The organism is Stenotrophomonas sp. SMYL41, from assembly GCF_036319965.1.
GTDB lineage: Bacteria > Pseudomonadota > Gammaproteobacteria > Xanthomonadales > Xanthomonadaceae > Stenotrophomonas > Stenotrophomonas maltophilia_R.
In genome coordinates this window covers 1-25,992 of record NZ_JAWIRX010000009.1, presented here as the reverse complement: position 1 = coordinate 25,992, position 25,992 = coordinate 1, and the positions used below count along the sequence as shown (strand labels likewise).

Here is a 25,992-nt window from a genome sequence, read left to right as displayed (position 1 = left end):
AGCGGGCGGCCGAGGGTGCCAGAATGATGGCCTGGTTCCTCACGGAGTTGTCTGCATGACCCGCACTGCCCTGATTACCGGCGCCACTTCCGGCTTCGGCGCCGCAGCCGTTCACCGCTTCGCCCAGGCCGGCTGGAAGGTGATCGCCACCGGCCGCCGCGGTGAACGCCTGCAGCCCTTGGTCGAGCGCTATGGCAAGGACGTGGTGCATGCCGCCGTCTTCGACATCCGCGATCCGGTCGCGATGGAAGCGGCGCTGCTGGCACTGCCGCCGGCCTTCGGCGAGATCGATCTGCTGGTCAACAACGCTGGCCTGGCGCAGGGCACAGCGCCGGCGCAGAGCGCCACGTTGTCGGACTGGACCACGATGATCGACACCAACATCACCGCGCTGGTGACACTGACCCACCGCCTGCTGCCGCAGCTGGTGGAGCGCAAGGGCGCAATCATCAACATCTCGTCGGTGGCCGGTGTCTACCCGTACCCGGGGGGCAACGCCTACGGCGGCACCAAGGCCTTCGTCAGCCAGTTCTCACTCGGCCTGCGTTCGGACCTGCACGGCACCGGCGTGCGCGTGACCACCATCGAGCCGGGCATGGCCGAGACCGAGTTCACCGTGGTTCGCACCCACGGCGACCAGAACGCGTCGGACAAGCTGTACAGCGGCGCCAACCCGATGACCGCCGAGGACATCGCCGAACAGATCTTCTGGGTGGCCACGCTGCCACCGCACCTGAACATCAATCGCCTGGAGCTGATGCCGGTCAGCCAGTCGTTCGCTGGTTTCCAGGTCGCCCGCGAGAGCTGACCGCCGTTTGTAGCGTCGAACATGGCCCGGCGCTGCAGAAGCAAAAAAAAAGCCGGGCAATGCCCGGCTTTTTCATTTTCATCCACGCCGGCAGACTCACTGCGCCTTGATCGCCATCGCCTGCAGGCCGGTGCCATCCAGCTTCTGCTTGGCTTCAGACAGCTCGCTGGCGCTGCCGTATGGCCCCATGCGTACGCGGTACACGGTCTTGCCGTTGATCTGCGCCGATTCCACGCGAGCCGCCAGGCCCATCATCGCCAGCTTGGCCTTGGTGGCTTCGGCATCGCCGGACGCACCGAAGGCACCTGCCTGCAGGATGTAACGCGCGTTGTCGGCCGCTGCTGGGGCGGCAGTGGTCGCCGGCGTTGAGGGTGCGGTTTCCGCGCGCGGTGCCGGGGTGGCGGCCGCCGTGCTGGTCGACGCGGGGGCGGTGCTGGCCGGCGGGGTTGCCGCGGCCGGGCGTTCGCTCAGCGGTGCCGGCAGCGGACGGTGGGTTGCGGTCACCGGTGCGGTGCTGGCGACGCTGGACGTTGCGGTCGGTGCCGGCGTGGCCGTGCTCGCCGGCGGCACCGGCTTGCCTTCCAGTGCGGCCTGCGCGCGCGACGCTTCGGCCTTGGCCCGGCGCTGGTCCTCGGCGCGCGCGCTGGCGGCCAGTTCGGCGTCGGACATTTCTACTTCCTTGCCCGGCAGCAGGGTGTAGAAGTCGTACTGCGTCGCGGCGGGCTTCTCCGGTTCGGCCGGCTTCGGCGTGGCCGGCTGCGCGGCTGGCTGGCTGCCGACATCGCTGTCGGCATCAGCAACCGGGGCCGGCTGCGCGTTCGGGTTCGGCTGCGGGCCGGCGCGCAGGAAGCCATCGCCTTCGCCCTTGAACAGGTTCGGCGCCGCCAGGAACACCACGGCGGCGATCGCCACACCGGCCACCAGCCACACCCATCCGGGTGTGCCCTGGCTGCTGCTGTTGCGTCGTGCCTGGCTTTTGCCGCGTCGTGCTGCCATGTGTACTGCGTCTCCTGATGCTTACATTTTTTCCGGGGCGCTCACGCCCAGGAGTTCGAGGCCGTTGGCCAGCACCTGGCGCGCCGCGCAGGCCAGGGTCAGCTTGGCATTGCGATCGGCGGCGTCGTCCACCAGCACCGGCGTCCCGTGATACCACGTGTGGAAGGCATGCGCCAATTCACGCAGGTACTGCGCCACCAGATGCGGTTCCAGCGCCACGCCGGCCGCTTCCACCACTTCCGGATACCGCGAGATCTCGTTCATCAGCACCAGTGAGGCGTCGTCTGCCAGGCGGCCCAGGTTGGCCAGGCCATTGCCCTGCTCGTACACCAGGCCTTTTTCCTGCGCCTGGCGCAGCAGGCTGCAGACACGGGCGTGCGCGTACTGCACGTAGAACACCGGGTTGTCGTTGCTCTGCTGGCGGGCCAGGTCGATGTCGAAGGTCAGCTGCGAATCGGGCTTGCGCGCGATCAGGAACCAGCGGGTCGCATCGCGGCCGGCTTCCTCGATCAGGTCGCGCAAGGTGAAGTAGCTGCCGGCACGCTTGGACAGCTTCACTTCTTCGCCGCCGCGCATGACGGTGACCATCTGGTGCAGCACGTATTCCGGCCAGCCCTGCGGGATGCCCACTTCCATCGCCTGCAGGCCGGCGCGCACGCGCGCCAGCGAGCCATGGTGGTCGGCGCCCAGTTCGGTGATCGCGCGCTCGTAGCCGCGCTGCCACTTGGACAGGTGGTAGGCCACGTCCGGCACGAAGTAAGTGAACGTGCCGTCGGACTTGCGCATCACGCGGTCCTTGTCGTCACCGAAGTCGGTGCTGCGCAGCCAAAGCGCGCCGCCTTCCTCATAGGTGTGGCCGGACGCCTGCAGCTTGGCCACCGCTTCGGCGACCTTGCCGTCGGCGTACAGCGAGCTTTCCAGGAAGTAGATGTCGAAGTCGACGCCGAACGCGGCCAGGTCCAGGTTCTGCTCGTTGCGCAGGTAGGCCACAGCGAAGCGGCGGATCGCCTGCATGTCGTCCGGGTCCTTGGCACCGACCACGGTGCTGCCCTCCAGGTCGACGCTGGCGCCGGCCATGTAGGCGCGGGCGACGTCGGCGATGTATTCACCGCGGTAGCCGCCTTCCGGCCAGCCGTCCTGGTCCGGTGCGACGCCCTTGATCCGGGCCTGGGTGGACAACGCCAGGTTCTCGATCTGCACGCCGGCGTCGTTGTAGTAGAACTCGCGCTTGGCGTTCCAGCCGTTCGCATCGAGCACGCGTGCCACGCAGTCGCCGATCGCCGCCGCGCGGCCATGGCCGACATGCAGCGGGCCGGTCGGGTTGGCCGACACGTACTCCACGCCCACCGTGCGGCCATTGCCGGACAGGTTGCGGCCGTAGTCGTGGGCTTCCTTGATGACCGACGCGGCTTCACGCTGGTACGCGGCCGGGGCCAGGTGGAAGTTGATGAAGCCGGGACCGGCGATCTCGACCTTGCTCACGTCCTCACTGCGCGGCAGCGCCTCGACCAGCGCCTGTGCCAGTGCACGCGGATTGCTGCGCGCGGCCTTGGCCAGCAGCATCGCGGCGTTGGTGGCGAAGTCGCCATGGTCGCGGGTCTTCGGGCGCTCGACCACGAACTCCGGCGGCAGCGAGTCGGCGGTCAGGGTGCCATTGGCGCGCAAGGCTTCGATGCCTTGGCTGATCAGGGCGCGGAGGAGATTTTTCACGAGGCCTGCTGTGAGAATGAGCGGCGGAATCGCCCATTTTAGCGCAGATACCCGCGCCCACGCTGACCAGAACATGCCTGCCGGGGCATCCGCCCGCCCCGGGCCAGGGCCGTTCAGCCGAACAGCCGCGGCTGGGGCTGGGCCAGCAGGCCCCGTTCAGCAAACGAAACGGGACGACCCTCGCCCACCACGAAATGATCCAGCAGGCGCACGTCCACCAGTGCCAGCGCCTGTTGCAGTTCGTCGGTGATGCGGGTATCGGCGCTGGAGGGCTCGGGGTCGCCGGACGGGTGGTTGTGGCTGAGGATCACCGCTGCTGCATTGTGCAGCAGGGCTCGCCGCACCACTTCGCGGGGATAGACCGGGGCGGCGTTGATGGTGCCCTGGAACAGCTCCTCGCAGGCGATCAGGCGGTGGCGGTTGTCCAGGAACAGCGCCATGAAGATCTCACGGGCCTGGCCGCGCAGGCGGTGCTGCAGATAGCGGCCGACTGCGGCCGGGTTGTTGCCGACTGCTTCGCCGTGTTCCAGCTCCGCGGCCAGATAACGGTGGGCCAGTTCCAGTCCGGCAGCCAGCGTACAGCTGCGGGCCGGGCCCAGCCCGGGCAGGCGGGCCAGCTCGCGGGCGGGGCGGTCCAGCAGGACGCGCAGGGGGCCATGCGCCTGCAGCAGGTCGCGCGCGGTCTGCACCGCGTCGCGGCCACCGAAGCCCGAGCCCAGGAACAGCGCCAGGAGCTCTGCGTCGGACAGCATGGCAGGGCCGCGTGCGATCAGCTTTTCGCGGGGGCGTTCCTGTTCGGGCCAGTCATGGATGGGCATGCCTGCATCATCGGCAGTACGGACGATGCGTCACATCAGGGCATCGCGCACGTCCGGGTCGGACGTTGCCTCAGTCGCGCCGCGACTGCAGGTAGGCGAACAGCTCCTGGTTGTTCTGCAGGCCCAGCTTGCGCTTGGCCTCGGCCTTCTGCCGGCTGATCGTCTTCGGGCTGCGGCCGCAATGGACGGCGATGGCGTTCACCTTCAGCCCCGCGGCCAGCAGGTCCAGCACTTCCTGCTCGCGGGCCGACAGCGCCGCCGGTTCGCGCGCGAACATCAGGTCGCGGGCCTGCAGGTGGTGGCGCAGCTGCTGCGAGACGAACACCTGGCCCGCCATGGCTGCGTTCAAGGCCTGGGGCAGCTCGCCGAAATCGGCGCACTTGTCGACCAGGCCGCTGACACCCTCACGCAGCAGGCCGTCGAGCAGGCCGGGGTGGCGGGCGCCGGTGAGTACCACCACCGGCATACCGGGGTGGCGGGTACGCAGTTCAGCGATCAGTTCCGGGCCGTCCGGGCCGTCGCCGGGCATGTGGAGGTCGGTCAGCACCGCGTCGCAGCCGTGGTGCTCGACCAGTTGCAGCAGCTGGGCGCCGTCACGCGCGCTGCCGACGACCTCCATCAGATGGGTCTGCAGCACGATGCGGATGCCGTGCAGGACGACGGGATGGTCGTCGGCGATGATGATGCGCGGGTGCACGCGGAATCCTTGAAAAGCGAAGCGGCACACCTGCGGTGGCCACTGACGATTCTGCAAACGTGACCGGCCTGCAGGTATAGGAAAGTTCCGAAACGCAGTGGTTTGAACCCCGGAAGCGCTGTGGTGCAAGTCCCATCTGCTGATAGCCGCCCGCTATGTGCACTGTGCACCGGGACATTACCGACCATCGGGTAAGCTAATGCCCTCGTTTGCACAGGAATTCCAGGTGGCTGACTCCCCCAACGCTTTCCCCGCGCCGGCTCGCGCGCTGGAAGACCAGAAACTGCTGTTGTGCGTCGGAGGTGGGATCGCGGCCTACAAGGCCCTGGAACTGGTGCGTCGCCTGCGCGATGCCGGTGCCCAGGTGCAGGTGGCGATGACCGCCGGCGCCCAGCAGTTCGTCACCCCCCTCAGCTTCCAGGCGCTGTCCGGGCAGCCGACCCGCACCACGCTGTGGGACAGCGCTGCCGAACAGGCCATGGGCCACATCGAGCTGGCCCGTTGGGCCGATCGCATCGTGGTCGCGCCGGGAACGGCCGATCTGCTGGCCCGGCTGGCCCAGGGCCATGCCGATGACCTGGTCAGCACGTTGTGCCTGGCCAGCACCGCACCGCTGACGTTCTGCCCGGCAATGAACCACCGCATGTGGCTGCATCCGGCGACCCAGGCCAACATTGGCCTGCTGCGCCAGCGAGGCGCGCAGGTGATCGGCCCGGTGGATGGTCCGCTGGCCGAAGGTGAATCCGGTCCCGGCCGGCTGGCCGAACCCGTCGACATCGTGGCCGCGCTGGCGGCCAATGGCGCCGCCGCTGCAACGGTTGCCGCGCCGGAAACCCGTGCCCTGCAGGGGCTGCGCCTGCTGATCAGTGCCGGCCCGACCTACGAGGACATCGATCCGGTGCGCTACGTCGGCAACCGCAGCAGCGGCAAGATGGGTTTCGCCCTGGCGGCTGCCGCAGCGGCGCTGGGGGCGCAGGTGGTACTGGTCAGCGGCCCGGTACAGCTGGCGACGCCCCCCGGTGTACAGCGGGTCGATGTGCGTTCGGCCGCGCAGATGCGCGATGCCGTGCTGAAGTCGTTGCCGGCCGACATCTATATCGGTGCCGCAGCGGTGTCCGACTACACGCCGCGTCAGGTCGCCCCGCAGAAGCTGAAGAAGACCGCCGACAGCCAGTCGCTGGTGATCGAGCTGGTGCGCACGCCGGACATCCTTGCCGAAGTCGCCGCGCAGACGCAGTCTCTGAAGCTGGTGGTCGGCTTTGCCGCCGAAACCCACGATGTGGAGAAGTACGCGCGCGGCAAGCTGGTCGACAAGCGCCTGGACCTGGTGATCGCCAACCAGGTCGGCATCAGTGGCGGCGGTTTCGAGAGCGACAACAATGCCGCCACTGCCTTCTGGCAGGACGGTGAACAGGTATTCCCGGCCACCTCCAAGCGCGAGCTGGCCGAACAACTGCTGGCGCTGATCGCGCGGAGACTCCAGGCATGACCCAGGCATCCCTTTCCCACCCGCTGCAGGTCAAGCTGCTTGATCCGCGCTTCGGCGACAGCTGGCCGCTGCCGGCCTACGCCACCGAAGCCAGCGCCGGCATGGACCTGCGCGCAGCACTGGATACCGCGATGACCCTGCAGCCGGGTGACACCGCGCTGGTGCCCAGCGGCCTGGCCATCCACATTGCCGACCCGAACCTGTGCGCGGTGATCCTGCCGCGTTCGGGGCTGGGCCATCGGCATGGCATCGTGCTGGGCAACGGTACCGGACTGATCGATGCCGACTACCAGGGGCCGCTGCTGATCAGCGTCTGGAACCGTGGCCGCGAGGCCTTCACCATCGAGCCGGGCGATCGCATCGCGCAGCTGGTGGTGGTGCCCATTGCCCGCGTCAGCCTGCAGGTGGTGGATACTTTCACCGACAGCGTGCGGGGCGCGGGTGGATTCGGCCATACCGGGGTGCGTTGACAGGGGACATCGATGAGCGGCATCGGGGAAGGACAGCGGGGACGGTCGTTGGGTCGCAATGCACCTCTACTGGGGGTGCTGTTGATCCTGCTGGCCGGCTGGTTCGGATGGAGCGCGGTGCAGCAATGGCGCCAGGAGGCCAACGGGCAAGCGCTGGAAGAGGCGCGTGACCAGGCCGTGCAGGGCCTGCAGCAGGCCGCCGCGGGCCAGTTGCAGCAGCTGCGGCAGCAGCTGAAGAACGACCGCGTGCAGCAGGCGCTGCAGGCCGGCGATGCCGCTGCGGCGGCGCTGGCGCTGCGCGAGAGCTGGACGGGAGTCGAGCAGGTCGAGGTGCTGGCGGCCGATCTGGGCAAGGCCTATGCCGACCCGGCTACCTTCGGGTACGCCCGCCTGGCGCTGCTGGAAGCCGCGCTGGCTGAGGCCAGGCCAAGCCTGCGCGTGGTCCGCGATGGCGGCGGCAACCGCCTCGGCCTGGCCGCGCCGGTGCAGCTGGGCAGCCTGGGGCCGGCGGTCGTCTATGTCCGCCAGCCGCTGCTGCGGCTGACCTCGCCGCTGGACCAGGTCCGTGCGCCATCCGCCGGCTTCCTTGGCCTGCGCCAGGGAGGGTTCGATCTGGTCACCCAGGGCAACCCGGCCTTGGCCGAAAGTGCGGAAGCCTTGGCGCGCCCGGTTGCAGGCACCCCGCTGCGGCTGGTCGCGTCGGTGCCGAATGTCGAAGCCGGTCCGCTCGGCCTGGGCGCGCTGGCCAGCGCCATCGTTGCCTTGCTGCTGGCCTTTATTGCCGTGCTGCTGGTGGTCGGTCGCGGCCGCCTGCCGAAGTCGCTGCCATTGCCGCGCCGTGCTGCCGCGTCCGAGGCCGACCATGGCCCGACCCTGAGCGAGAGCCTGCAGCAGGCGCCGCCACCGGTGGCGGCCGTGGCCAGCAGTGGCGATGCCACGCCACCGCCACCGCCGGTGCCAGCCGAAGAACTGGCTGCCGGAATCTTCCGCGCCTACGACATCCGCGGCGTGGTGGGCAGCGAACTGACACCGAAGACCGCGGCGCTGATCGGCCAGGCCATCGGTACCGTGGTGTTGGAGCAGGGGCTGCGTGAGGTGGTGATCGGACGCGATGGTCGGCTGTCCGGCCCCGAGCTGACGGCCGGGCTGGCCGAGGGCCTGCGCCGTGCCGGCTGCGCGGTGATCGACATCGGCCTGGCGCCGACCCCGCTCGTGTACTTCGCGGCCTTCCACCTGCGTACCGGCAGCTGCGTGGCAGTCACTGGCAGCCACAATCCACCGGAATACAACGGCTTCAAGGTGGTCATCGGCGGCGAGACGCTGTCCGGCGATGCCATCACTGATCTCTACCAGCGCATCGTCGAGGGCCGCCTGGTGCAGGCCGCCGAGCCGGGTGACTACCAGCAGCGCGATGTCAGTGCCGATTACATCCAGCGCATCGCCGATGACGTGCAGCTGGACCGTCCGCTGAAGGTCGTGGCCGATGCCGGCAATGGCGTGGCCGGTGCCCTGGCGCCGCAGCTGCTGGAAGCGATCGGCGCCGACGTCATCCCGCTGTACTGCGATGTCGACGGCACCTTCCCGAATCATCACCCCGATCCGAGCGAGCCGGCCAACCTGGAAGACCTGGTGCAGACGGTCAAGCGCTTCGGCGCCGACCTCGGCGTGGCATTCGATGGCGACGGTGACCGGCTGGGCGTGGTCACCGGCGAAGGCAGGATCATCCATGCCGACCGCCTGCTGATGCTGTTCGCTGCCGATGTGCTGATGCGCAATCCCGGCGCGATGGTGATCTACGACGTGAAGTGCACCGGCAAGCTGTCCGACCATGTGCTGCGCAATGGCGGCAGCCCGCTGATGTGGAAGACCGGGCATTCGCTGATGAAGGCGAAGATGCGCGAGACCGATGCCGAGCTGGCCGGCGAGATGAGCGGCCATTTCTTCTTCAAGGAACGCTGGTTCGGTTTCGACGACGGCCTGTACGCCGCTGCGCGCCTGCTGGAGATCCTTGCCCAGCGCGGGGAGACTCCGGACGAGGTGCTGGGCGAACTACCCGAGATGGTCGCCACGCCGGAGCTGAAGGTACCGGTGGCCGACGGAACGCCGCACGCGCTGGTGGCAATGCTGGTGGCGGCCGCACAGTCGCCGGACAGCCCGTATGTGGGGGGCCGCCTGTCGACCATCGATGGCCTGCGCGTGGACTTTGCCGATGGCTGGGGCCTGGTGCGCGCCTCCAACACCACGCCGGTGCTGGTGCTGCGTTTCGAGGGCAGCGATGAGGCCGCGCTGGAGCGCATCAAGGCATTGTTCCGCAGCCAGCTGCAACCGGTGCTGGGCGATACCCCGCTGGGGTTCTGAGGTGGGCCGGGCTGCGCCCGGTACCCGCCGGAGCAACGGCAGCATCACCATCAACATCATTCGCTTTGGAGGGTGCCGACCGTTGGTCGGCACGCCTCACCCCTTGAACCGCAAGCCCACGCCCGGTTCGGTGAACAGGTAGCGCGAATCCAGCGCCGAATCGCCCAGCTTGTGCCGCAGCTTGCCGACCAGGATGCGCAGGTAATGCGTGTCGTGCTGGTGGGTCGGGCCCCAGATCTCCTGCAGGATCTGCGGCTGGGTCACCACGCGCCCGGCATTGCGCAGCAGCAGCGACAGCAATGCATACTCCTTGCGGGTCAACGCCACCGGCTCGCCCTCCAGCGCCACCTCGCGCCGCACCAGGTCCACGTGCAGGTGGCCATCGTCGAACACCGGCGGTGTGCCGTCGGTCGGCACGCTGCGCGTGCGCAGCAGCGCGCGTACCCGCGCCATCAGTTCCTGCGTGCCGAATGGCTTGGTCACGTAGTCGTTGGCGCCGGTATCCAGCGCGCGCACCTTCTCGGCCTCTCCTGCGCGCACGGTCAGCATGATCACCGGCACCTGGCTCCATTGCCGCAGCTGTTCCAGCACCTCGTGGCCTTCCATGTCCGGCAGGCCGATGTCCAGGATCACCAGATCCATGTCCTCGCTGGCGGCGAGCTGCAGGCCTTCCTGCCCGGTGGCCGCCTGCCTAACCTGGTAGCCCTGCGCGCGCAGGCTGATGTCCAGGAACCGGCGGATCTGGGTTTCATCATCGATCACCAGCACGCGCGCGGCCGGTACGCTGGCATCAATCGGAGTCGGACTCATCGTGGGAGGCTGGCTTGAGCAAGGGCAGGATGATGCGGATCAGGGTACCGCGACCGTCGCGTCCGGGCAGCGCCTGCACGCTGCCGCCATGCGCGCCGATCATGCCCTGGCAGATGGTCAGGCCCAGGCCGGTGCCGTGGCGGCCCCGGTCACCGCGTTCGACGCTGTAGAACATGTCGAAGATGCGCGCACGCTCGTCGTCGGGAATGCCGGGGCCGGCATCGATCACGTCGATGCGCAGCTGGCCGTCCAGTTCGCGCGCCTGCACCTGCACGGCGGCATCGGGCGGCGAGAATTTGGCCGCGTTCTCCATCACGTTGAACACGGCCTGTTCGACCAGTGCCGGGTGTACCCAGATCGGCGCCAGCGTAGGCGGGATGTCCAGCTCCAGCCGCACCCTGGGCTGGTAGCGCTGCAGGCGCCGCGCGGCCGAGCCGATCAGTTCGTCCACGCCGATCCAGTCGCGGTTGATCTTCAGCCCTTCATGGCCAAGCCGGGTCATGTCCAGCAGGTTCTGGATGTAGCGGTCCAGCCGTTCGCCTTCGACCAGGATGGTGTCCAGCAGGGCACGGCGATCAGCCGTATCCATCGCCGCACCGTAGCTGGCCAGGCTGTCGGCCGAACCGATCATCGCCGCCAGTGGCGAGCGCAGGTCGTGCGATACCGAAGAGAGCAGCGCCGAGCGCAGCCGCTCGGTTTCGTTGTTGACGTGCGCCTGCTCCAGTTCGGCCACCAGCCGCGTGCGCAGCGCGGCCTGGGCGATGTCATCGACCATTGCTTCGGCCAGCTGCCGTTGCTCGGGCAACAGGCGCGCCTGTGCGCCGGGCAGGTACAGGCCGGCCACGCCGACGGCGCGGTCCTCGCCATCCAGCAGCGGCAGGAACCACCACTGTGCCCCGGCCAGGGTGTCGGTGAAGCGGCCGCTGGGCTGGCCATGGCGCAACGCCCAGTCGGCGGCGGCCAGGTCGGTATCGCCGGGCTGGCTGCGGCCACCGGTTGCGGTATCCGCGCCGATCCGCAGCCACGCCGGCACGTCCATGGCCTGTTCGAGCGCATGCCGACCCGCCTGTGCCACCTCGCCGTTGCCAGCGGCACTGGCCAGCTGGCGGCCCAGCTGCTGGCGCGCACGTGCGTGGCGGTTGGCTGCACGCAGCGCGATCACCTGCATGCGCAGGCGCGAGGCCAGGCGCCCGGCCACCAGTGCAGCGGCCAGGAACAGGAACACGGTGATCACGCCCTGGCGCGCACCGATGGCGAAGGTGAAGCGGGGTGCGATGAACAGGAAGTTGTAGGCGAGGAAACACAGGATCGCCGCCATCACCGCTACGCTGGCGCGCGTGCGCGCCGCCACCAGCACCACCGCTACGATGAACACCATCGACAGGTCGGCCATGCCCACCCAGCGTTCGACCAGCCATGCCACCGCACAGGCCAGCGCGGTAGCGATCAGTGCCTGCGCCGGTTCATGGCTGATGCCGCGTACCGGCGGCAGCAGGCTCTCGCGGCGTGAGCGTGCCCGCGCCTGCGGCGTGCTGATGATGGTGATCTCGTAGTGGGCGCCACGCTGGATCAGCTGCTGGGTCAGGGTACGATTGAACATCCGCGCCAGGGGACGTTCTCGGGTCCGGCCCAGTACCAGGGTCGATATGCCATTGTGCGCGGCGTGGTCGAGCAGGGCATCGGCGATGCTCGAACCATGCAGCAGTTCGGCGTCACCGCCCAGCCGCCGTGCCAGTGCGAAGGCCGCGTCGATCTCGCGCCGGGTCGCTTCGTCCTGGCGCCGGCCCTGCACGGTCACCACGGTCCAGGGAGCGTCGCGGCGTTCGGCGATGCGCCGTGCCACCCGCACCAGGTATTCGCTCTGGCCACCCCCATCGATGGCCACCAGCACGCCGCGACGCAACGGCAGGTTGCCTTCGCCACGCGCGGCGCGGGTCTCGCGCAGGCTGCTGTCGACGCGGTCGGCGGCTTCCTGCATCGCCAGTTCGCGCAGCGCGGTCAGGTTGGCCGGCGAGAAGAATGCCTGCAGTGCCTGCGCAGCCTGTTCGGGCACATAGACCTTGCCTTGCTGCAGGCGCGCGATCAGTTCGCGCGGCGGCAGGTCGACCAGCACGATGTCATGCAGGCGGTCGAGCACGCCGTCCGGCACGGTTTCGCTCACGCGCACGCCGGTGATCCGCATCACCACGTCGTTGAGGCTTTCCAGGTGCTGGATATTGACCGTGGTCCAGACGTCGATGCCGGCGTCCAGCAGCTCCATCACGTCCTGCCAGCGCCGCTCATGGCGGCTGCCGGGTGCATTGCGGTGGGCCAGTTCATCCACCAGCACCAGTGCCGGGTGCCGTGCGAGCACGGCATCCAGGTCCAACTCCTGCAGGGTGTGGCCGTGGTAGGCCACTGCCTTCAGCGGCAGCTGCGGCAGGCCCTCAAGCAGCGCCTGGGTATCGGCGCGGCCGTGGGTTTCCACCAGGCCCACCACCAGGTCGGCGCCGCGGCGCAGCTGTTCCTGCGCGCGGGTCAGCATGGTGTACGTCTTGCCTACGCCCGGCGCCGCGCCGAGGAACACGGTCAGCTTGCCGCCGGCTTCGCGTTGCAGGCCTTCAACCAGGGCATCGGCCTGGCGGGTACGTGCATCAGTCATGGGGGCCGTTGTCATGGCCGCCATTGTGCGCGCCGCCGGTGCAGGCCTGCATCACGGCGCCTTGGCCGCATGGTCCAGCGCGAAGTTCAGTGTCACCACGTTCACCCTCGGCTGGCCGAACAGGCCCCACTGCCGCCCTTCGGTATGCGCCTGCACCAATGCCTGCACGCGCTCCACCGGCAGGCCACGGGCACGCGCCACGCGCGCCACCTGCAGTTGTACGGCGGCAGGCGACAGCTGCGGATCCAGGCCGCCGGCGGACTGGGTGACCAGGTCCGCCGGCACCTGCGCCGGGGCGACACCTTCGCGTGCGGCCACTGCAGCCGTGCTGGCCGCAACACGCTCGGCCAGCGCCGGGTTGCTGCGCGCCATGTTGGAACCGGCCGCGGCCATCGGGTCGTAGTTGGCCGCCGACGGACGTGCCTGGAAGTAGCCGTCACCGGTGAACGGCTGCGACAACCATGCCGAGCCGCGCACCTGGCCGCTGCCATCGCGCAGCAGGCTGCCTTCGGCCTGGGTCGGGTAGGCCAGGCCGGCAAAACCGGTGGCGATACCGGCGTAGACCGCGCCAGCCAGCAGCAGGGTGGCCAGGCCCAGGCCGATCGCCGGGCGCCAGCTGGCGCCATCCTGCAGGCTGGCCACGCGGGCCTCGGCCTTCTGTTCGCGCGGAAGGGAAGATGACGTGGACACAGAACGGTTCATGCGCCGAATACCAGGACAAGGAGGAGGTCGATCAACTTGATCGCCGCGAACGGCAGCAGTACGCCACCGACGCCGTACACCAGCATGTTCCGGCGCAGCAGCGCCGTTGCAGTGGCCGGGCGGAAGCGCACGCCACGCAGGGCGAGCGGGATCAGGGCGGGAATCACCAGGGCGTTGAAGATCAGCGCCGCCAGCACCGCGTTGCGCGGGCTGGACAGCTGCATCACGTTCAGTGCGGCCATGGTCGGAACGGCCGCGGCGAACAGCGCCGGCAGGATCGCGAAGTACTTGGAGACGTCGTTGGCCAGCGAGAAGGTGGTCAGTGCGCCGCGGGTGATCAGCTGCTGCTTGCCCACTTCCACCACCGCCAGCAGCTTGGCCGGGTCCGAATCGAGGTCGACCATGTTGCCGGCCTCCTTCGCCGCCTGCGTACCGGAGTTCATCGCCAGGCCGATGTCGGCCTGCGCCAGCGCCGGGGCGTCGTTGGTGCCGTCGCCGACCATCGCCACCAGGCGGCCACCGGCCTGCTCCTGGCGGATGCGCGCCAGCTTGTCTTCCGGGCGCGCCTCGGCGATGTAGTCGTCGACGCCGGCTTCAGCGGCGATGGCGGCGGCGGTCAGCGGGTTGTCGCCGGTGATCATCACCGTGCGGATGCCCATTGCCCGCAGCTGTGCGAATTTCTCGCGCATGCCGTGCTTGACCACGTCCGACAGCTCGATCACGCCCAGCACGTGGCGACCCTCGGCCACCACCAGCGGCGTGGCACCATTGCGCGCGACCTGCTCGACCCGCCCGCCGAGTTCAGCCGGCACGCTGCCGCCCAGCGCCTGCACATGGGCACGGATCGCATCGGCGGCGCCCTTGCGGATCTGCCGGCCGTGTTCCAGGTCCACGCCCGACATGCGGGTCTGTGCACTGAAGGCGAGGTAGTCGGCATGGTCCGGTTCGGCGGTGGTGCAGCCCTGTTCGCGCGCCAGGCGCACGATCGACTTGCCTTCAGGGGTCGGGTCGGCCAGCGAGGACAGCAGTGCCGCTTCGCGCAGCTGGCTGGCGTCGATGCCGGCCAGCGGATGGAAGTGGCTGGCCTGGCGGTCGCCGTAGGTGATGGTGCCGGTCTTGTCCAGCAGCAGCACGTCGACGTCGCCGGCCACTTCCACCGCCTTGCCCGACTTGGCCAACACATTGGCGGCCAGCGCACGGTTCATGCCGGCGATGCCGATGGCCGGCAGCAGGCCGCCGATGGTGGTCGGGATCAGGCACACCAGCAGCGCGATCAGCAGCAGCGGATCGACCTGCACGCCCACGGCTGCACCGATGGCCGGCAGCGTCGCCACCACCACCAGGAAGGTCAGCGTCATCGCCGCCAGCAGCAGGGTCAGCGCGATCTCGTTCGGGGTCTTCTGCCGGTTGGCGCCCTCCACCAGGGCGATCATCCGGTCCAGGAAGCTGTGGCCCGGTTCGGCGGTCACCCGCACGATGATCTGGTCGGACAGCACCTTGGTGCCACCGATCACGCCGGAGCGGTCGGTACCGGCCTCGCGCAGCACGGGGGCCGATTCGCCGGTCACCGCCGCTTCATTGATGGTGGCCAGGCCCTGCACGATCTCGCCATCGGCCGGCACCAGTTCACCGGCACTGACGATCACGTGGTCGCCCGGGCGCAGTTCGGCGGCCGGCACCTGGGTTTCAGCGGCACCCGGCTGCGGCGCAGCCAGCCGGCGCGCCACCAGGTCCTGGCGGGCTCGGCGCAGCGAGGCGGCCTGGCCACGGCCGCGCGCTTCGGCCACCGCCTCGGCGAAGTTGCCGAACAACACGGTCACCAGCAGGATCGCGGTCACCGCCAGGCCGAAGCCCAGCGGCGCGTTGCCGGTCAGGGTGACGATCGCGGCGACGATCGTGCCGGCCATCACCACCGCCATCACCGGGCTGCGCACCAGATGCATCGGCGACAGCTTGCGCACCGCTTCGACCAGCGCACGGCGCAGGCCGGCGCCATCAAGCAGGGCGGGGCGCGGTGCATGGGTACTACGGGTTGAACTTGCTTGGGTACTCATCAGGGTGTCCTTAGTGCAGTCCCAGGCTCAGGTGGTCGGCGATCGGGCCGAGTACCAGCGCCGGCATGAACTGCAGCACGGTCAGGATGACGATCACCGAGACCAGGGTCAGGGCGAAGGTCGGGGTTTCGATCTGCAGGCTGCCGGCAGACTCCGGCGCCTGGCGCTTGGCGGCGAGCTGTGCGGCCACCACCAGCGGGATGATCAGCAGCGGGAAGCGGCCCAGCAGCAGCACCAGCGAACAGCTCAGGTTCCACCACAGCGTGGCGTCACCCAGCCCTTCGAAGCCCGAGCCGTTGTTGGCGTAGGCCGAGACATACTCGTAGAACACCTGGCTGATGCCATGGAAACCGGGATTGGAGGTGCCGGCCAGGCCGGGCACGGCCTGGGTGATCGCGGTGAACACCAGCAGGGTGATCGGCTGCAGCAGCACCAGCAGGGCCAGCAGCCGCACCTGTGGCGTCTCCAGCTTGCGGCCGAACAGTTCCGGCGTGCGCCCAGTCATCAACCCGGCCAGGAACACGCCCAGCAGCAGATAGACGATGAACTGCTGCAGGCCACAGCCGATGCCGCCCCAGATCGCGCTGACCAGCATGTTGACCATCGCGATGCCACCGCTCAGCGGCGCCAGCGAATCGTGCATGCCGTTCACCGAGCCGTTGGAGACCTGGGTGGTCACCGCCGCCCACAGCGCCGTGCCGTCGGCGCCGAAGCGCACTTCCTTGCCTTCCATCAGCAGCGGGGTGGCGGCGCTGGCGCTATGCCCTTCGCTCCACACCGTCGCGCCGGTGGACAGCAGCGACATGCCCAGCATGCAGCTGAACACCAGCGCGCCAAAGCGACGGCGCCCGGTGAACGCGCCGATCATGAAGATCACCGCCATCGGCACCAGCAGGATGCCGACGATCTCCAGCGCGTTCGACAGCGGGGTCGGGTTCTCCAGCGGGAAGCTGCTGTTCGGGCCGTACCAGCCACCACCGTTGGCACCCAGCTGCTTGGCCGCGACCATCGCCGCCACCGGGCCCAACGGCAGTTTCTGTTCGGCCATGCCGGCGCTGGCATCGATCGGCGTGGCCTGCGGCCCACCGGCCATCGTCGACGGTACGCCCTGGCTGGCCAGCAGCAGGGTCCATACCAGGCACAGCGGCAGCAGGAAGCGCACGCACAGGCGCACCACGTCCACGTAGTAGTTGCCGACCGCCACCTGGCGATCATCGCCGGTACCGCTGGCCGCCGTGGCCTGCGGCGCACGCGAGAACAACGCGCGCAGCGTCGCCACCGCCAGCGCCAGGCCCATCATCGGTGTCACCACCTGCAGGCCGGTGATGCCGGTCATCTGCGAGAGGTAGGACAGCTGTGCCTGGCCCGAATAGTGCTGCTGGTTGGTGTTGGTCAGGAACGAGATCATCGTGTGCAGCGCGGTGTCCCAGCGCATGTTCGGGATCTGGTCCGGATTCAGCGGCAGCCAGGCCTGGGTCATGAACACCGCCTGGGTCAACACAGCGACCACCACGTTGCTCAGCACGAAGGCCAGCACGTAGCCGCGCCAGGACATCGAGCGCGACGGATCGACGCCGAACACCCTGTACAGCGGCTTTTCAATCCAGTGGAACAGCACGTCGACCTTCATCGGCGTGCCGCGCATCACACGCGCCAGGTACAGGCCCAGCGGCCAGGCCAGCAGCACGCTGGCGGCAAGAATGGCAAGAATCTCAGTCATGGCAGTCTCCGCTCAGAACGACTCGGGCCGCAGCACGACATAAAGAAGATAGGCGGCGGCGACCAGCACCAGCACGCCACACAACAACGACAGCCAGGGGGACATTGCAATAGCGTCCTGGTGGAACCCCTCCACCTCAGGCCGTCATCGTCATCCTGCCCCCCATAAACGCACTACGCGCCGGACCGGGCCGACGCGTAAAGAGTGCATAAATTCCGCGGGCCAAGCCGTAACCAGGCCTGCCTTCCGTAGAGCCGGGCATGGGCCCGGCTCTGCAACGGGAATCAAGGAACCTGGCTCGCCGGCACCAGCCCCTTCAGTTCGCGGTAACGCTGCAGGCTGCTTTCGATTTCCGCCTTCAGCGCCTGCTGCTGCTGCAGGAATCCGGCCTGCAGGCGCTGCTGCGACTGCAGCTGCACGTGCCGCTGGCGGATCGCCTCGGCCTGCTTGTCGGCCACCTTGGCACCGGCCAGTTCACGGTCACCGGCGGCTGAAAGCAGCGCCACCAGCGATTCGCGCAGGCTGGTGACGTTGTACTCGGCGGTCTTGAGGTTGTTGTCCAGCACTTCCTGGCGTTCGGCGAACACCCGGCGCAGGTCGTCCTCGCTGCCATAGGTGGACAGCATCGCCTGCTCGGTGCGCTGGCGGGTCTGCTCGGCCATCAGGTCCAGCTGCTGCTGCTGTGCCACGGTGCTGGCCGCGGCGCGCTCTTCGTCAGTCAACGCGCGCTGGACCTGCGCATTGCGCAGGCCGCTTTTCGCATTGAACTCCTCGCGGGCGTGATTGACAGCATCGGCCGGCAGCGAATCACTGCAGATCCGCTCCTTGCCCTCGTTCCAGCAGTACAGCTTCTTTTCCACCTTGCCGCCGTCGCGCGACTGCGCCGGCAGCGTGAACGGCACGGCCAGCAGCAGGCCGGCAAAGAGAACAGCAGGAACTCGGGACATGACCTTTCCCCTGGTCGGTCAGCGGATCGAACGAACGCCGTACTGGGCCCGGTAGGCTTCCAGCGGCTGTCGGTAGCCCACAAGTTCCGGGTTGCCGGAGGCGAAATCAAGCAGATCGGCCAGCGATGCCACGGCGATCACCGGAATGCCGGCCTCTTCGGCCACCGATTGCGCCGCCGAACGGCGGTCGGTTTCCGAGGCGATCTCCTGGCGGTCCAGTGCCACCACGATGCCGGCCGGGGTGCCGCCGGCAGTGCGGATGATGTCCAGCGCTTCGCGGATCGCGGTACCGGCGGTGATCACGTCATCGACGATCAGCACGCGCTTGCCATTCATGTCGGCGCCGATCAGCTTGCCGCCTTCGCCATGGTCCTTGGCTTCCTTGCGGTTGAACGACAGCGGCAGGTCGCGGCCCCGCTGGGCCAGCTCGCAGGCCATCGCGGTGGCCAGCGGGATGCCCTTGTAGGCCGGGCCGAACACCACGTCGTACTTGATCCCGGTGGCGTCGATGGCATCGGCATAGCAGGCGCCGAGCTGCGACAGCAGCGAACCGGAGTCGAAACGACCGGCGTTGAAGAAATAGGGGCTCAGCCGGCCGGACTTGAGGGTGAACTGGCCGAAGCGCAGGGCGTCGGCGGTCAGGGCCAGCTGCAGGAAACGGTGGCGGTGGTCGCTCATCAAAACTCGATTCATCTTCATTTGGAGCACAAATCCTAATCCAGCTGGGCGTTTCGCGCTCGTCCGGGCCCTTGTGAAGGCTGTCCAGGCCCGGCCCTGCGGACTGCGCAGCGCTGCGGGCAACCGGTATGCTTGCCCGGTTTCCCGCCGCAGGTCCCCGCATGCGCATCATCAGTTTCAACGCCAATGGCATCCGTTCCGCCGCGACCAAGGGCTTCCTCGACTGGTTCCGTGCCCAGGACGCGGACGTCCTGTGCATCCAGGAAACCAAGGCCCAGGAAGACCAGCTGACCGACCCGATGTTCCGCCCCGATGGCCACCACTGCTTCTACCGCGACGCCATCACCAAGAAGGGCTACAGCGGCGTGGCGATCTACAGCAAGCGCGAGCCGGACCAGGTCATCACCTCGCTGGGCTGGGCCCCGTTCGACGACGAAGGCCGCTACATCGAGGCACGCTACGGCAACCTCAGCGTGGTCTCCTTCTATATCCCGTCCGGCAGCTCGGGCGACCTGCGCCAGGGCTTCAAGTTCGAAGTGATGGAATGGCTGCGGCCGATCCTCGAGGAGTGGGCGCGCAGCGGCCGCGACTACGTGCTGTGCGGCGACTGGAACATCGTGCGTTCGGCGCTGGACATCAAGAACTGGAAGTCCAACCAGAAGAATTCCGGCTGCCTGCCGGAAGAGCGCGACTGGCTCAACGCCCTCTGCGCCGACCACGGCCAGGCGACCGATGTCGCCGCTGGCCGCGGCTGGGCCGATGCCTACCGCCTGCTCAACCCCACCGGCGAGGACTACACCTGGTGGAGCAACCGTGGCGCCGCCCGCGCCAACAATGTCGGTTGGCGCATCGATTACCAGTTCGTCACCCCGGGCCTGCGCGACAAACTGCGTAGCTGTTCGATCTACCGCGACGAGCGCTTCTCCGACCACGCGCCGTTCACCGTGGACTACGACCTGTGACCGAGGCCGCCACGCCGGTCAGCTACAAGGGCTGGGCAGGCATCAAGCGCGCCTTCGGTACCCCGTCGGCGCTGACCATGGCCATGCTCGGGTTCGGCAGCGGCCTGCCGTTCCTGCTGATCGCTTCGCAGACGCTGTCCACGCGCCTGCGAGACGTCGGCCTGGACCTGGGCAGCATCGGCCTGATCAGCCTGGCCAGCTTCTTCTACCTGCTCAAGTTCCTGTGGGCACCGCTGCTGGACCGCTATGCCTTTCCGCTGCTGGGCGGGCTCGGCCGCCGCCGTTCGTGGCTGCTGGTGTCGCAGGTGCTGGTGCTGGTTGGCCTGGTCGCGCTGGCCTTCGTGCGGCCGGAGGAGGGTGTCTGGCCGCTGGTGATGTGGGTGCTGGTGGCGTCGTTCGCCGGTGCCACCCAGGACTCCGCCGTCGATGCCTATCGCATCGAGATCGCACCGCAGGCCGCCCAGGCGGCGCTGGCGGCCACCTATACGCTGGGTTACCGGATCGGCCTGATCCTGGCCGGTGCTGGCGCGCTGTACCTGGCGCAGTTCGAAGGCTGGATCGTCGCCTATCTGGCGATGGCAGCGCTGATGCTGCTGCCGATCGTCACCACCCTGCTGTGCGCCGAACCGGAGCGCCCGGCCATCGCCGTGCAGCGCCGCATCGATATCGCCGAAGCATTCGTCCAGCCCATCTCCAGCTTCTTCAGCCGCAATGGCGTGGCGCTGGCGCTGGTGCTGCTGGCCTTCGTCGGCCTGTTCAAGTTCCCCGATCAGGTGATCGGTGTGATGGCCGGGCCGTTCTATCTCGATTCGGGGTTCGACAAGGCCGACATCGCCACCGTGTCCAAGCTGTTCGGCGTGTGGATGGGAATCGGCGGCGCGTTCCTGGGCGGCATCGCGGTAGCCGCGTTCGGCTTCCGCCGCATGCTGCTGGTGGCCTCACTGGGCGTGGCGCTGTCCAATCTCGCCTTCCTGCTGATGGCGCACAATCCGGGCAAGCTGTGGGCGTTCTATGCCGCGCTCAGTGCCGACAACCTGTTCCAGGGCTTTGCCGGCACCGTGCTGGTCGCCTTCATGTCGTCGCTGACCGACCGCAACTTCACCGCCACCCAGTACGCGCTGCTGGTCTCGCTCGCCAACCTGCCGGGCAAGTTCGTCGGCGGTGTCTCCGGCTATATCGTCGAGGCCACGTCCTACAGCACGTTCTTCATCCTCAGCTCGATCACCGTGGTGCCGACCCTGCTGCTGCTGGCGTGGCTGTGGCCGCGGATCGCCGACCGCGGGCCGCCGGTCGCCTGATTGCCTGCCCGCCCGGTCTGCGGGATCATCGCCCCCGACGCGCCGAGGGGGCGGTGCCCTGCGAACGGGGAAGTGAGCATGGCCGATGTTGTGCTGCGGGACCTGGACCCGCTGCTGCTGGAACGTATCCGACGCGTCGCGGTTGCCCGCGGCTGGACCCACGAACAGACCTGCGCCGCCTTGCTGGAGCAGGGCCTGTTCAGTAGCGAACTGGAGGTCCGCTCCGGCTTCGGCGATCCCGAAGTGGACGCGCTCTCCGACGCCATCGCCGCCCTGCAGGCCCTGCCCGCAGGACAGGGCTTCGATTAGCGCCTTTGGGGAGTCGAGCCATGCTCGACTGCCGTTCCCGGTAGATCCACGCCATGCGCGGATGGCACCACCTCACGCCAGGTGGATCGCGCCCAGGATCCGCGGCCCTTTCGCCCCGGTCACGCTCGGCAGGTTGCCGGCCAGCCCGTCCATCGTCCGCTGCGCCAGCCAGGCAAAGCCCATCGCCTCGACGTACTCCGGGTCCAACCCGTGCACCGCGCTGGAATCCACCTGCACTCCCGGCAGCCGCGCCGCCAGGCGCTTCATCAGCTGCTGGTTGCGCACGCCACCGCCACAGACCAGCAGGCGCCGGGTCTGCGGCTGCTGCGCCAGCAGCGCATCGACTACGGTCGCCACGGTCAGCTCCAGCAGGGTGGCCTGCACATCGGCGGCGGCGTACTGGCCTTCGTCCATATGCGCCTCGGCCCATGCCAGGTGGAACTGTTCGCGGCCCGTGCTCTTCGGCGGCGGAAGCGTGAACCACGGGTCGGACCGCCAGCTGGCCAACAGGCTCTCGTCCACCGCACCACTGGCGGCATACGCGCCGTCGGCATCGAAGGTGCGGCCGGTGTGGCGCTGGCACCAGGCATCCATCAGCGCGTTGGCCGGGCCGGTATCGAAGCCACGCACCGCGCCCTCGCGCGGAATCAGGGTCAGGTTGGCGATGCCGCCCAGGTTGAGCACCGCGCGGTCTTCATCGGCGGTGCCCAGCATGCCCAGATGGAAGGCCGGCATCAGCGGCGCACCATGGCCCCCGGCCGCCACGTCGCGGCGGCGGAAGTCGGACACCGTGGTGATCCCGGTCAGCTCGGCGATGCGGTTGCCGTCGCCCAGTTGTACGGTGAACGCCGGGTCGGCCAGCGGGCGGTGGCGCACGGTCTGCCCATGCGAGCCGATCGCGCGCACCTGGCTGCGGTCCACGCCGGCTTCGGCCAGCAGCTGGTTGGCGGCGTCGGCGAAGTTGATCGCGATCCGCGCATCCAGCTCGCCCAGTTCCTCCAGCGAGTCCAGCGGTCCACCTTCACCCAGCGCCACCAGCCGCGCACGTAGCACCGGCTCCCAGCGGGCGGTCAGGCCGTGCACGAAGCGGCAGCCACCGCCACTGGGGAACTGCACCAGCGCGGCATCGATGCCATCGGCGCTGGTGCCCGACATCAGGCCAAGGTAAAGGGGGGCGTCAACGTCGGCAGTCGTGTTCATGGCAGGCATAAAAAAAGGACGCGGCAAGCTTGGGCTGCCGCGTCCTTCTTCGTCAACGCAGGGGCTCAGCCGCGCTTGCGGCCGGTCGCCTGCTTGTCCTTGGCACTGGCCACCTCGGTGGCGGCCTCGTCGCGGCTGGTCGGTGCCGGGCTGGCATCGGCGTAGATCAGCTTCTCCATGCCCTGGATGCGCGCCATCGCCGGTGCGGTCTGCGCGCGGAAGGCGACCAGCTCGGCACCCTTCAGCGGCTCCGGCGGCGGCATGGTTACGGTCAGCGGGTTGCGGTGCTCGCCGTTGACGCGGAATTCGTAGTGCAGGTGCGGGCCGGTCGCCAGGCCGGTCGAGCCGACATAGCCGATCACCGTGCCCTGGGCCACGCGCTGGCCTGTCTTGATGTTCGCAAAGCGCGACATGTGGCCGTACAGGGTGGTGTGGCCACGGCCGTGGTCGAGGATCACCACGTTGCCGTAGCCGCGCTGCACGCCAGCGAACTGCACGCGGGCGTCGCCGGCGGCCATGATCGGGGTGCCGGTGCGCGCAGCGTAGTCCACGCCCTTGTGCATGCGCATCTTGCCCAGCACCGGGTGCTTGCGCGCACCGAAGGTCGAGCTCAGCCGCGCGAACGGGATCGGCATGCGGATGAAGCTCTTCTTCAGCGAGCGGCCGTTGATGTCGTAGTACTCGGACTTGCCGTTGCGGTCGAAGCGGAAGCCGGAATAGGTCTTGCCCCCGGTGGTGAAGGTCGCCGCCAGGATCTTGCTGGTGTCCACCTTCTCGCCTTCGCGCCAGGTCTCATCCATCACCACGCTGAAGCGATCGCCCGGTTGCAGGTCTTTCGAGAAGTCGATGTCGTACTTGAAAATGTCGTCGGTCATCGTCGCGATCGCCGACGGCGACAGCCCGGCCCGGCGGGCTGCGGCATACAGCGAACTGGTGATCTCGCCGCTGGTGACCACGGTGCGCGTGGAAGTCTCGCGCTGGGTCACCTTCTCCTTGATGTCATCGCCGGCCAGGCTCAGTTCGACCCGGTTGTCGGCATCCCGGTCGAAACGGATGCTGCGCAGGTCGCCGGACAGCGGCATGTCGAAGGCGATCTCGGCACCCGGGCGAAGCTTGGTCAGCGCCTCACGCGCGCCCGGGTGGTCCAGTACCCGGTGCAGGGTGGTGGCCGGGATGCCAGCCTTGTCGAACAGGTCGCTCAGGGTCTGGCCGCGCTGCACCCGCAGCACCTGCCAGCTGTCACCGGGCACCTGCTGCTGGCGGGCCATCGCCAGCGGTGGCAACGGCAGCGCCAGGCTGGTGTGGCTGTCGGCGTAAGGTGCATCGATGGTGTGCGAGAAGCCGGGGACGATCGTCGCCACCAGGGCGCCGATGGTTGCGAACAGGCTGGCGTGCATCCAATGGCGGCGGGTCCAGCGCTCATTGAAGGCGGCGGGAAGATGACGCCTGAGCTTCCGATGCAGGGCGTTGTCGTGCAGGACGTGGAGGCGTTCCTGGAAGCGCTGCTTGCGTGCGCGCCCTTGTTCGGAATTGTGCATCTGCGGTTTTTTCCTGGCGGCCCGGGAGCGCGGGCCTGATCGCCGGTTACCATAGACACCTGAGAAAACCGCGTCAAACCCTTGTGCCCATTGGCTTTTGTGAAGCCAATCGGGTTAACTTTGCTTTAACACCCCACACAAGAATCGGCGTTGCCGGGAGTAGTCACGTGTCCTCGATTGAAGAAGCCCTTGCCCTGATCGGCCGCGGTGCCGACGAGATCCTCAAGCTCGAGGATCTGCGTGCGCGCCTGCAGGAAGGCCGCCCGCTGCGGATCAAGGCCGGCTTCGACCCCACTGCGCCCGACCTGCACCTGGGCCATACGGTGCTGCTGAACAAGATGCGCCAGTTCCAGGACCTCGGCCACCAGGTCATTTTCCTGATCGGCGACTTCACCGGCATGATCGGGGACCCGTCCGGCAAGAGCCTGACCCGCAAGCCGCTCAGCCGCGACGACGTGCTGGCCAACGCCCGGACCTATGAGGAACAGGTGTTCAAGGTGCTGGATCGCAGCCGTACCGAAGTCCGCTTCAACTCGGAGTGGTTCGGCAAGATGGGCGCGGCCGACATGATCCGCCTGGCCGGCCAGCACACCGTGGCACGCATGCTCGAGCGCGACGACTTCGCCAAGCGCTATGCCGCCCAGCAGTCCATCGCCATCCACGAATTCCTGTACCCGCTGGTGCAGGGCTACGACTCGGTGGCCCTGGAAGCCGATGTCGAGCTCGGCGGCACCGACCAGAAGTTCAACCTGCTGATGGGCCGTGGCCTGCAGGAGCACCACGGCCAGAAGCCGCAGGTCGTGCTGACCATGCCGCTGCTGGAAGGCCTGGATGGCGTCAACAAGATGTCCAAGTCGCTGGGCAACTACATTGGCATCAGCGAGCCGGCCATCGACATCGTCACCAAGACCATGAAGGTGGACGACACCCTGATGTGGCGCTGGATCGAGCTGCTGTCCTTCGACATCAGCCAGGCCGAGGCCGTGCAGCTGCGTGAGCAGGTGGCCAGTGGTGTCCTGAACCCGCGCGTGGTCAAGCTGCGCCTGGCCCGTGAACTGGCGACCCGCTTCCACGACGCTGCGGCGGCCGAGCAGGCCATTGCCGGCTGGGAAGCGGCGGTGACCGGGCAGGGGGACATCACCCTGCTGCCGCTGCAGGACGTGGTGATCCCGGTCGAAGGCCTGCGTATCGCCGCACTGCTGACTGCGGCCGGTCTGACCCCCAGCAATTCCGAAGCCAACCGCAAGCTCAAGGAGCGCGCGGTCAAGGTCGACGGCGAAGTGGTCGAAGACGGCCAGCAGGTGCTGCAGCCCGGCTTCGAAGGCCTGCTGCAGGTCGGCAAGCGCACCTTCGCCCGCGTGCGCCTGGTCGCGGCCTGAGACAAAGGAAGGGCCGGCGCAGCCGGCCCTTCCTTATGTTCTTGTAGAGCCAAGCCCGCGCCTGGCTGCTCTTCGCGGGATCCCGCAGCGCGACGGATGAACGGATGCAACATCCGTTGAAAAAAATCGCCACACCCCCTTCACAAATGATGGGAATGGGGACATACTTCTCCTCCCCCGTCGCAGGGGTCGCCACCAAGGGGCTTCAGCGGCAACAGGGCGCCCACCACCACCGAACGAGATGATCGAACGAAGGTGTTGACGGACTGAAAAAGTCTGGCATAATGGGCGGCTCGCTACGAAGGAAACTTCGCAGCACACGGGAACGGCGCTGAGGCCACTTCCCCGGATCTTTGAAAGTATGCGCAGGTATCTTGTGAAGGCGCCTGCAGGAAGGATGATTGTCCA

General features: G+C 68.2%; 22 protein-coding genes. 8 read left to right on the top strand and 14 right to left on the bottom strand.

Going from position 1 to position 25,992, the window contains the following annotated elements:
• Positions 1-55 precede the first annotated feature (55 nt).
• A complete protein-coding gene (locus V3B30_RS12045) occupies positions 56-808 on the top strand; it encodes an SDR family NAD(P)-dependent oxidoreductase (protein ID WP_100474889.1) in 753 nt (250 codons plus the stop codon).
• Positions 809-904: 96 nt separating this feature from the next.
• On the opposite strand, the gene V3B30_RS12040 is transcribed toward V3B30_RS12045, so the two are convergent.
• From V3B30_RS12040 to V3B30_RS12025, 4 genes are all read right to left on the bottom strand, one after another.
• Complete coding sequence (locus V3B30_RS12040) at positions 905-1,804, bottom strand: SPOR domain-containing protein (RefSeq protein WP_262083970.1); 900 nt, start codon at positions 1,802-1,804, stop codon at positions 905-907.
• A gap of 21 nt (positions 1,805-1,825) precedes the next feature.
• Complete coding sequence (argS, locus tag V3B30_RS12035; RefSeq protein ID WP_262083969.1) at positions 1,826-3,514, bottom strand: arginine--tRNA ligase; 1,689 nt, start codon at positions 3,512-3,514, stop codon at positions 1,826-1,828.
• Between the two features lie 113 nt (positions 3,515-3,627).
• On the bottom strand, positions 3,628-4,332 hold the full coding sequence (gene radC / locus V3B30_RS12030) for a DNA repair protein RadC (RefSeq protein ID WP_262083968.1): 705 nt from the start codon (positions 4,330-4,332) through the stop codon (positions 3,628-3,630).
• A gap of 70 nt (positions 4,333-4,402) precedes the next feature.
• On the bottom strand, positions 4,403-5,029 hold the full coding sequence (locus tag V3B30_RS12025) for a response regulator transcription factor (protein WP_262083967.1): 627 nt from the start codon (positions 5,027-5,029) through the stop codon (positions 4,403-4,405).
• 199 nt (positions 5,030-5,228) lie between these two features.
• On the opposite strand from V3B30_RS12025, the gene coaBC reads away from it, so the two are divergent.
• Genes coaBC through V3B30_RS12010 form a run of 3 tightly spaced genes read left to right on the top strand, consistent with a single transcriptional unit; the run spans position 5,229 to position 9,346 of the window.
• Positions 5,229-6,518, top strand: a complete 1,290-nt coding sequence (gene coaBC, locus V3B30_RS12020) for a bifunctional phosphopantothenoylcysteine decarboxylase/phosphopantothenate--cysteine ligase CoaBC (protein ID WP_262083966.1) — start codon at positions 5,229-5,231, stop codon at positions 6,516-6,518.
• A complete protein-coding gene (gene dut, locus V3B30_RS12015) occupies positions 6,515-6,988 on the top strand; it encodes a dUTP diphosphatase (RefSeq protein ID WP_262083965.1) in 474 nt (157 codons plus the stop codon). Before coaBC ends, dut begins: the two co-directional genes overlap by 4 nt.
• A 12-nt stretch (positions 6,989-7,000) precedes the next feature.
• Positions 7,001-9,346: a phosphomannomutase/phosphoglucomutase gene (locus V3B30_RS12010; protein ID WP_262083964.1), complete on the top strand. Its 2,346-nt coding sequence runs from the start codon at positions 7,001-7,003 to the stop codon at positions 9,344-9,346.
• A 96-nt stretch (positions 9,347-9,442) separates the two neighbouring features.
• Here V3B30_RS12010 and V3B30_RS12005 read toward each other — a convergent pair whose 3' ends face one another.
• The 8 genes from V3B30_RS12005 to pyrE form a co-directional block, all read right to left on the bottom strand.
• Positions 9,443-10,156, bottom strand: coding sequence for a response regulator transcription factor (locus V3B30_RS12005; RefSeq protein WP_100474881.1), 714 nt, complete (start codon positions 10,154-10,156; stop codon positions 9,443-9,445).
• On the bottom strand, positions 10,137-12,797 hold the full coding sequence (locus tag V3B30_RS12000) for a sensor histidine kinase KdpD (protein WP_262083963.1): 2,661 nt from the start codon (positions 12,795-12,797) through the stop codon (positions 10,137-10,139). The genes V3B30_RS12005 and V3B30_RS12000 overlap by 20 nt, the downstream gene beginning before the upstream one ends.
• A 51-nt stretch (positions 12,798-12,848) precedes the next feature.
• Positions 12,849-13,499 carry a potassium-transporting ATPase subunit KdpC gene (gene kdpC, locus V3B30_RS11995; protein WP_100474879.1) on the bottom strand — a complete coding sequence of 217 codons (651 nt, stop codon included), beginning with the start codon at positions 13,497-13,499 and terminating at the stop codon, positions 12,849-12,851.
• Positions 13,496-15,553: a potassium-transporting ATPase subunit KdpB gene (kdpB, locus tag V3B30_RS11990; RefSeq protein ID WP_262083962.1), complete on the bottom strand. Its 2,058-nt coding sequence runs from the start codon at positions 15,551-15,553 to the stop codon at positions 13,496-13,498. Before kdpB ends, kdpC begins: the two co-directional genes overlap by 4 nt.
• A 10-nt stretch (positions 15,554-15,563) precedes the next feature.
• Entirely contained in the window at positions 15,564-17,273 is a 1,710-nt protein-coding gene (gene kdpA / locus V3B30_RS11985; RefSeq protein WP_262083961.1) for a potassium-transporting ATPase subunit KdpA, read from the bottom strand.
• Positions 17,274-17,285: 12 nt separating this feature from the next.
• Positions 17,286-17,378 (bottom strand): potassium-transporting ATPase subunit F, encoded by a 93-nt coding sequence (locus V3B30_RS11980; RefSeq protein ID WP_005407770.1) that lies wholly within the window; start codon positions 17,376-17,378, stop codon positions 17,286-17,288.
• A 179-nt stretch (positions 17,379-17,557) separates the two neighbouring features.
• Positions 17,558-18,220, bottom strand: coding sequence for a hypothetical protein (locus V3B30_RS11975; protein WP_262083960.1), 663 nt, complete (start codon positions 18,218-18,220; stop codon positions 17,558-17,560).
• An 18-nt stretch (positions 18,221-18,238) separates the two neighbouring features.
• On the bottom strand, positions 18,239-18,898 hold the full coding sequence (pyrE, locus tag V3B30_RS11970) for an orotate phosphoribosyltransferase (protein ID WP_100474875.1): 660 nt from the start codon (positions 18,896-18,898) through the stop codon (positions 18,239-18,241).
• 161 nt (positions 18,899-19,059) lie between these two features.
• On the opposite strand from pyrE, the gene V3B30_RS11965 reads away from it, so the two are divergent.
• From V3B30_RS11965 to V3B30_RS11955, 3 genes are all read left to right on the top strand, one after another.
• Positions 19,060-19,860 carry an exodeoxyribonuclease III gene (locus tag V3B30_RS11965; protein ID WP_262083959.1) on the top strand — a complete coding sequence of 267 codons (801 nt, stop codon included), beginning with the start codon at positions 19,060-19,062 and terminating at the stop codon, positions 19,858-19,860.
• A complete protein-coding gene (locus tag V3B30_RS11960; RefSeq protein ID WP_262083958.1) occupies positions 19,857-21,158 on the top strand; it encodes an MFS transporter in 1,302 nt (433 codons plus the stop codon). Before V3B30_RS11965 ends, V3B30_RS11960 begins: the two co-directional genes overlap by 4 nt.
• A gap of 78 nt (positions 21,159-21,236) precedes the next feature.
• Entirely contained in the window at positions 21,237-21,467 is a 231-nt protein-coding gene (locus tag V3B30_RS11955) for a hypothetical protein (protein WP_005420465.1), read from the top strand.
• Between the two features lie 72 nt (positions 21,468-21,539).
• On the opposite strand, the gene V3B30_RS11950 is transcribed toward V3B30_RS11955, so the two are convergent.
• Both V3B30_RS11950 and V3B30_RS11945 read right to left on the bottom strand, forming a co-directional pair.
• Positions 21,540-22,667, bottom strand: coding sequence for an anhydro-N-acetylmuramic acid kinase (locus tag V3B30_RS11950; RefSeq protein ID WP_262083957.1), 1,128 nt, complete (start codon positions 22,665-22,667; stop codon positions 21,540-21,542).
• A 65-nt stretch (positions 22,668-22,732) separates the two neighbouring features.
• Positions 22,733-24,205 carry a peptidoglycan DD-metalloendopeptidase family protein gene (locus V3B30_RS11945; RefSeq protein WP_262083956.1) on the bottom strand — a complete coding sequence of 491 codons (1,473 nt, stop codon included), beginning with the start codon at positions 24,203-24,205 and terminating at the stop codon, positions 22,733-22,735.
• A 167-nt stretch (positions 24,206-24,372) separates the two neighbouring features.
• On the opposite strand from V3B30_RS11945, the gene tyrS reads away from it, so the two are divergent.
• Positions 24,373-25,584, top strand: coding sequence for a tyrosine--tRNA ligase (gene tyrS / locus V3B30_RS11940; protein WP_262083955.1), 1,212 nt, complete (start codon positions 24,373-24,375; stop codon positions 25,582-25,584).
• Positions 25,585-25,992 lie beyond the last annotated feature (408 nt).